Source organism: Paraburkholderia sp. RCC_158, assembly GCF_041355255.1.
GTDB lineage: Bacteria > Pseudomonadota > Gammaproteobacteria > Burkholderiales > Burkholderiaceae > Paraburkholderia > Paraburkholderia graminis.
On the sequence record NZ_JBFUPM010000055.1, the window covers coordinates 1 to 7,647 of the forward strand.

At 57.7% G+C, this 7,647-nt stretch carries 4 protein-coding genes and 1 pseudogene; 2 read left to right on the forward strand and 3 right to left on the reverse strand.

The window, feature by feature from the left end; genetic code table 11:
• Positions 1-285: 285 nt before the first annotated feature.
• Positions 286-654, reverse strand: a complete 369-nt coding sequence (locus AB6809_RS35925; protein ID WP_371028569.1) for a MerR family transcriptional regulator — start codon at positions 652-654, stop codon at positions 286-288.
• Positions 655-755: 101 nt separating this feature from the next.
• On the opposite strand from AB6809_RS35925, the gene AB6809_RS35930 reads away from it, so the two are divergent.
• Together AB6809_RS35930 and AB6809_RS35935 are read left to right on the forward strand one after the other, a co-directional pair.
• Positions 756-1,676 (forward strand): alpha/beta fold hydrolase, encoded by a 921-nt coding sequence (locus AB6809_RS35930; RefSeq protein WP_371028570.1) that lies wholly within the window; start codon positions 756-758, stop codon positions 1,674-1,676.
• Between the two features lie 1,585 nt (positions 1,677-3,261).
• Positions 3,262-3,954: a restriction endonuclease gene (locus AB6809_RS35935; protein ID WP_371028571.1), complete on the forward strand. Its 693-nt coding sequence runs from the start codon at positions 3,262-3,264 to the stop codon at positions 3,952-3,954.
• A 152-nt stretch (positions 3,955-4,106) separates the two neighbouring features.
• On the opposite strand, the gene AB6809_RS35940 is transcribed toward AB6809_RS35935, so the two are convergent.
• Both AB6809_RS35940 and AB6809_RS35945 read right to left on the reverse strand, forming a co-directional pair.
• Positions 4,107-7,133, reverse strand: coding sequence for an ankyrin repeat domain-containing protein (locus AB6809_RS35940; protein WP_371028572.1), 3,027 nt, complete (start codon positions 7,131-7,133; stop codon positions 4,107-4,109).
• A 261-nt stretch (positions 7,134-7,394) separates the two neighbouring features.
• Positions 7,395-7,586, reverse strand: a pseudogene (locus tag AB6809_RS35945) (lipid II flippase family protein); the annotation flags it as partial.
• Positions 7,587-7,647: the final 61 nt, after the last annotated feature.

Consider the following 7,647-nt stretch of genomic DNA (forward strand, 5'->3'; position numbering starts at 1 on the left):
TACGGGGTACGATGCTTGCCCATTTCGGCACCTCCTTCTTCAAAAGGATAGGCGTCCGTTTTCGCGGGTCAACTTCAATAGGCGGCGCGGCGTCGGGCTCAGTTCGACCCTTGTCTGCCATCGAACGCTTGTTTGCGAGCGCCACAAGCACGTTTTATTGCGGTCGTTCGCGCGAATATTTCTTGAGGCGTGGTCCGGAGCATTCGCTTCGCCCGCTATCGCAACGCGTCAACTTGATGGGCGTCGCCCAGTTGCAGTGCGTCAATGCTCAAACGCACGCAGTGGTCAGAGGGGCAATGGCTCGTTGGTGTCGATCGCATTGAGCAGTCTCACAACGACTTCTCGCGTCTCACTGAGTTCGTGCAGCCGAACGTCGAGCTTTTCGACTTCACCGCGTAACAATGCGCGCGCTTCGGCGCATGGATGAAACATAGGTTTATCGCCGAGTACGCAAGGCAACAACAGCCGGATACTGCTGATCTTCAATCCTGCTGCGCTGAGCATGCGGATGCGCTGTGCGGCGACCACTTCGTCGGAACCGTAATCGCGGTAGCCCGAATCGGTCCTCTTTGGATTGAGCAGACCTTCGTGTTCGTAATACCGCAGCATCCGCTCACTGACGCCGGTGCGGCGAGCCAGCTCTCCGATACGCATGACATCCCCCGAAAGATAGGCTTGACTCTGACGGCACTGTCAAAGTTTAACCTCTTTGAGCGGCTGGCGTGCCCGCCGGTCCATTCATCAAGGAACTCCGTATGACACCATCCACTGACACATTTGACGGCACGTTTCCGTTCCCGCCATGCTTCAGCGACGTTGCGGGCTTTCGCATGCATTACGTCGACGAAGGACCCTCTGATGGCGAGGTCGTCCTGTGCCTTCATGGCGAACCGACGTGGGGATATCTGTTCCGGGATCTGATCAATGCACTCGCCGGCGACTATCGTGTGATTGCGCCGGACCACATGGGGTTCGGCAAGAGCGAGACGCCGAAAAATCGGACCTACTGGCTACAGGATCATATCGACAACCTTGAAAAGCTTGTGCTTGCCCTGGATTTAAACGACATCACTCTGGTCATGCATGACTTCGGCGGCCCAGTTGGCATGGGACTCGCCGCGCGGCATTCGGGCCGCATTCGCCGGATCATCAGCACCAACGGCCCGACGCCGTTCGGTCAAAGCACGTTATTCGACCGGCTGAACGCGAATGTCGCAGTCTCACCATGGTTCCAGTGGATCCTCCGCGCTGATTCGCAAGGCCGTCTTGAATCCGTGCTGGGCGAACTGGGGTTCAATATTTTGAGTACCTTGAAGCTCAACGGCTTCGAGAACCACGCGCGTATCAGCGATACGTGGCTGCACGCCTACGGCTCACGTTTCGCCGGGCCGACCGACTGCGCCGGCGCGATTGGCTGGGCGAAGGGCTTCGCGATCGGAGCACACCGTTTCGAGGTGCCTGACGCGACGGCACTCGACGCGGTCCGTTCAAAGCCAGCGCTTGCCATCTGGGGAGAGGCCGATCGCACGCTGGCGGCTCAACACTTTCTGCCGCTGTTCAGCGAGATCTTTCCCAAGGCGCCGATTCATCGACTCGCGGGAGTCGGCCATTACAGCTTCGAAGATGCACCGCAAGAGATCGCCGGGCTGATTGTCCGATTCTTGAAAGCCCACTAGCTCGGGCCGAGCCGGTCCTGAAGATGGGCTGAGTGCGTCCAGGATGGAGCATCTCGATTTCGGTGCATGGCTTGGCGCGATTCGAGTGTCGCAAGGTCCAGGGAGAACGGCCAGTCGCTCGGGGTTTGTCGAAGTCGGCTTCTGGCCGATCACTGTCTCATGCAAAAACGTGGACTGCTCGAATCTCGCACGGTCGCGACCGGCAGCACGCGCCTGAACGCTATTCGAAAAGCATAAACCGGTCGGCGTCGATCATTGGCATTGGGGCAAACCAACCACGATGTTCGTGGTTGCCTCGGCCCATTGGACCGTGGCATTCTTCGTCAATCGTCCTTTTCCCCTGAGCGAATGGCGCACCGACTCAAATCACGAAATCATCCTTCCTCAACCAGTACGCCAAACGATGTCCAGGAGAATCTCTCTGACGACGTTAAGGATCGGTTGCGGCACGCGCAGATCGTCCAGCTAGAAGGCGAGGTAGCCGAGTTAGAGTGCACGCAGTTTACGGTGACAACCGATTGGAACGGGAATAGTTCTAACCACGGCACAATGCGTTCGTTTCGATTTCAGGTGAATGGCGTCTTCGTCGTCCTATATACGCCGAAAGATTGCATCCCCTACTACAGTAAGATGGAGTTGCCGCTCGCGGAGGGCGATAGCATACGCTTGGCGATTGCGTCAGAGGCGTCGTCTGGCCGACATCTTGTTTATGGTTTTCGCAATCCTGTCGACCGGCGTGTCTTCGTAGCCTTCGCGGCCGGCTCCCTCGACGGGACCATGCCGGACAGTCAGATTTACTACCTACCGCGGCTCCCTCGTTTTTGGGGAAAAAGCAGATGGAAACAGGCCTCTATGTTTGGCGCATTCGCCATATTGGCCTTCGCTCTGTTCGCATATCTAGGACACGGTGAGTCGAGCGAAGACGGATTGTCAGCGACCGTGGTGTTTAATTCGATCTTTGGAATTGCGTACGCGAGCTATTTACTGACTATCACGTATGGAGCACTGCGTTGGCGATTAAATTTTCCGACACAGCGCCAGCGTAATCTTCTTGCAGTACTCAGCGTCCTTGAAGTCCCCGCTCAACGCCCAAACAAGGGGAGAATATGCGCGATCTAGTCCGCTTCCGTCAGGTGATTGCTGACGAACTATGAGGCTGCGCCGAACGGCCGCTCCTGGCCGCTTGAGGCAATACCGCTGTCAATTTGCTCGCCGGAAACCGGCCATTGCGCGGGGACGGACGAGACCTCGGGCATGCAAAGTGGATAGACGCCTCGACCGGCGGCTCCTGGCCGTTAGCACCAGCTCAACGCGCGTCCCGTCGACTGAACGTTGGAATCAGATAGACATCGCCGTTGCGGGGAGCCGCATTGACACTTGTAATTGTCAACGAGTACGGGCGACATCCCGTTTCGCGCGAGTGCTTCGCTGCTAAGATTCTGTAACTTATAACGACGCCATAGGGCGCCAACAAAACGCGGAATAAAAATGGAAGAGTTGCTTAGGGAGCAATGTCATCATCTTCGGCTGCGCCGGGAAAAGTCGAATCTTTCGCATTCCATGGCTCGAATCCACTGAGCCGGCCATGTGGAGTTTCCTCGGCCTCATCGGCCTCGTGATTATTCACCCGGCCATCCTTATCATCGCTCCGGCCATCGTTATCTGTTTCCTGTTGCTGCGCTGGGCCGTCAAAACACTCGATGCCGCGCCACCCGCGCCGGCGCTCCCTATTTCGCGCAGCGTCACAGTCACACCTAGTATGACAGGCGTCGACTACGAACACGCAGTCGCGCGGTCGTTGAGCGCTCGTGGCTGGCAGACCGAGACGACTAAGGCCAGTGGCGATCAGGGGCTCGACGTGTTGGCGAAGTCGGGCCATCGTCGCGTGGCGATCCAATGTAAAAAATACTCGAAGCCGGTCGGTAATCGCGCTGTCCAAGAAGCTTACTCGGCAAAAGGAATCTACGGCGCAACGCACGCAGCCGTTGTCACGAACACTCAATTCACTCGCTCGGCGGTTGAAGCAGCGGCGAAGCTCGGCGTCGTGCTGCTTCACCACGACGATCTGCCGCGATTGGGATCGCTGCTGAGCTGCACGCCACGGGAGTTGATCTCAGCGCCGCGTCCAGAGAGGCAGACGATTCCCGCCACACCGAAGGTCAACCCGCTGCCGGAACGGTTTAGGCGGCAGTTTAAGTTGGAAAAGGCGGCGCCAGATCTTCAAACACTGGCCGAAAAGCAGCGCGCGAAGATCGTGAAGTCGCGGGAAACAGGCTGATCAACAGGGGCTTGTCGACCCACTGCTGCCGCTCCGAACAGCGCAGCCGCTGTGACCGCTTCCAAGGCACAGCGGCCGTCGACTCTTCGAGTCCGCCGGCGATTAATCGGCGTTATGCGAAGCGCTTTATACGGCCAACGAGGATCGGCACGTCAATCCTTCTTCCGTCTTTCGATTTCTTGTCTCACACGCTCGATTTCAAGCCTTTTGGCTTCCTTTGTTCCCCATGGTGCTGCTCTGTTTTGGGTGGCTTCGGCGGCTGCACGAATGCGTGCTTTGGCAGCAAGTTGATTGGCTCTGCGTTCGTCCAACTCCCTCATTTTGGCCGCTTGCCGCTCGGTGAAGCGTTCAGCCGCGATAGGTGTGGTTCGTTCAGGTAGTCCGGCAAGGATCACAAGCTTGTCAATATTGTCCCAGGTGCTGATCCAGCCGTCGTTGTAGGCAAACTCGCTAATCAACGGGAGATTGAGTGCCGTGTAGATCGGGATCCAGTTTACTTCTTCGCCCTGGCGGCGACGCACAGCGAGTTTGGGATTGAACTGGTACCGTCCGGTGGATACACGCAGAAACAGGGATCTATTGTAGGCATAGTCTCTGTCGATTTCGTTCCTCGCCAGCACGCCAGAAAGATGCTGGCGCTTGTTGCGCTCCGGTCGCACTACGTTAGCGGGTAAGTGTTGCCAGGCATCGAGGATGATTTGGGTCTGGAACGCGCTGTCTGCATTGCGTCGTATCTTGCTGAATCGGGCTTTGAACATTACCCACAGGGTGTGGAACAGAAAGTATTCAGAAAGATGCCGGTCGATGCGGACCAGGCGATCACCCGCTCTGACATCAATGCAGGGTGGGGCCAGGCATTCATAGATTGCCGCCAGCGGGCCAGCAGCGAACTTTGCATCGCCAAATGCCTGACGCAAAGCCCAGTGCAGTGCATTGTGACCATAGTGATCGACGGCATCGCGGTCGGCACCGCGCTCCAGCAGGGCTTCCACCAGCGCCACATTTCCTGCAGCAGCTGCGGCCATCAGTGGCGTCTGGTTCATTGGCAGGCGATGATCGACGCCATGCTGGTCACACTGCCTGAGGATGTCCTTGAAGTGGTTGGCGAAGTAAGGGACGTAGCTCTTGCGGGCGAACACCGCGCGCTGCTGATCAAAGGTCCGTGCCTGCTCGAATTTCGCCTCAACTGCCAGCCACTCGGCGAGCTGCGGTTCGTCGAAACAGGTGGCATAGTCAAAGAGTTGCTGCTTGCCCTTGCTGCCCGAAGACTGCTCGCGGAAGACCTTGATCAGAAGTTCCTTGACCTTGGCCTCATCGAACACCGGCCAGGGCACCGGAACCTGCTTCAGGATGGTGCGGCGGATGGCCTCCGCCTGCTCCTGCTTGCCCTGAAGTTCGAGTTTGCGTGCTTCTTTCTGCCAGTCTTCGAGCGTGGATTGTTTGGCTTCGATCTTGGTCTGGCCGACGCCGAGATCCAGCAACCCGAACAACTCATGCCCTGTGTCCGACTCGATCATGTAGATGTTCTTGATGGCGCGCGTCAGCGCTACATACAGGGCATTGACGAAGAACTTATAGACTTCGAGCGACTTGTCACTCTTGTCTTTGGCGCGTTTGTAATCCAGTGTCTCGACCGCCAGATCGGCCTTGGCGACGCCCTCGACGATATCGTTGAACTCGCCGCGGTGATCCGAGATGAAGCGGTAGAGCACGATATTCTCGTATTCGAGACCCTTGGCTTCGTGGATCGAGAACAACAGCGGCGTGGCAAAGTGCTTGCGGGCGTCGGCCTTGTCCTCATCGCGCATTACCAGGACGGCGAACTGGGTGGATTGGCGAATCTTCTGGTCCAGTTCGCGCCTGGTGGCGTCCTTGTCGGGTATCAGCGTAACCTGGCCGGTGTCGCCGCCGACGGCCTGGACCAGGAAGTTGCTCTCGCGGTCGATGGAGCCGAAGCGCCGCTGCTTGATCTTGAGCAACTGATTGGCGACGCGAGTGGCCTCCAGGCCGTTGCGAAAGTTGGCCTCTAGCACGCGCAATTCCTGTCGTTCGGCCAGTTTCGGGTCCTTCCAGAACAGGCTCTTGACCTGGCTCCAGGAAAAGAAATTGGGATGGACAATCTGGTTGGAATCCCCGCAGAGCATGAAATGGCCAGGCTTCTTCAGGGTTTTCAGCACGAGCGCGAGTTGCACGGTGGTGATGTCCTGAACCTCGTCAATAACCACGAAGTCGTAGCGCGGCGCAGCCAGCGCTTGCCAGTCGTGGGCGACAAGATTCAGGTCGTACAGCTTTGCCTCGGCCAGCCAGGCGCGATACTTCTCAAACAGATTGTAGAGTTGGTCGCGCCGTTCTACGGGAAAGATCGATTGACGCACCCCCAGTGCTTGATAATCGTCGCGCGACAGGACACCGCCCGACCCGGCAGCAATCACGCCGCGAATCTCCTCGAAAGCCTGGTGGGCTTCGACATCCATGAAGTTCTGCCGTATACGGGAGTACCAGCCCGCAAAGTCGCGCCAGCTAGCCTCGCGTCCTGCCGGAACGCGGATCGACTCGACAAACTCCCGGTAGGACAGAAATACGGCATCCTGACCGCTATGCTCGAAACCGTTCGCGTAATAAAGGTCGCGGGCGCTCTGCGCCAAGAAGGCGGAGTGAGTGACGTAGAGGACCTCACCTTCGGCATGCTTGAGCTTTTCAAGCGTCAATGCGGTCTTGCCGCTGCCAGCGCTGCCGATGACAACCAAGGGAGGTGGCTGTCGGTAAATGGTCTCCTGCGTGTCATCAAACGAGATCGGTTTGTCGAGCAGGTGAATGCCGGTACGCTCGGGATGAAGGTAGCGCAGAGCTTGCGCCTCCCTGATGGCGTCATCAGCGCTGATGTCTGGAATTTTGCTCTCGTCAATCGCCGCGCCGCGCAAGAAGCGTGACTTATCGTAGGCGTGATTGGCGATCACTTCCAGCATCAGTGCGCAGACTTCATCCCCGTGGCGCACCAGCGAGAACAACAGCCGGTCGGCGTCATCCAGCTTCGCCCGGTAGAACTTGCCGTGGCTCAGATTGGCGAGCTTCTTGACTTGGGCAGCACGGAAGTCGTGGCGAGCGATGGCCGCGGACACCTTGTCGTAGCTGGCCCTAACGCGTGAGGTGTCGAGGCCTGTGTATTCGAGGATCTTCATGAGGCGACGAGGATGAGAACAGGTGCAAGAGCAAGAATTCTCTCATGGTCGTGTGGCCTGCGAACTTCTATAGCAAGTTTTCCGGTCTTGAACGGCAGTTATCCGACATGCACCGGACGCCCTATGACTAACGATTTCCTCATACTGAATGACGGCTTTTGGCCGGACCGCGCCTGACGGATGGTCGCGCTAACAAGTTGGGATCGGCCTGACCATCCCCGTGAGCGGTCCACCCCAGCATCCCAAGGGGCACCCTCCGCTTCAAATCAGTTCGGCGACGTGCACGATCATTAGCGCGGCGGGTACGAGCATTATTTGTGCACACAAGGTCCCGAGAACAGGTGCCCCAGCGAGGGTGGTAATAGCTCGCCGAAAGCTATTTTCGGAGATTCGTCCTTCGATCACGTCGTCCGTCATGACGGATACCTGCGGGTCGACCCCCTGCGTCACACTAGATGTCGCCTCTGAATTTTCTTAATTTGAAGAACTCAGAGGTGCAGGTTGAATGCCAAAC

Coding starts and splice junctions, on each gene's coding strand:
- AB6809_RS35925 (WP_371028569.1), bottom strand. CDS start 654: ATGCGTATCGGAGAGCTGGCTCGCCGCACCGGCGTCAGTGAGCGGATG.
- AB6809_RS35930 (WP_371028570.1), top strand. CDS start 756: ATGACACCATCCACTGACACATTTGACGGCACGTTTCCGTTCCCGCCA.
- AB6809_RS35940 (WP_371028572.1), bottom strand. CDS start 7,133: ATGAAGATCCTCGAATACACAGGCCTCGACACCTCACGCGTTAGGGCC.
- AB6809_RS35935 (WP_371028571.1), top strand. CDS start 3,262: ATGTGGAGTTTCCTCGGCCTCATCGGCCTCGTGATTATTCACCCGGCC.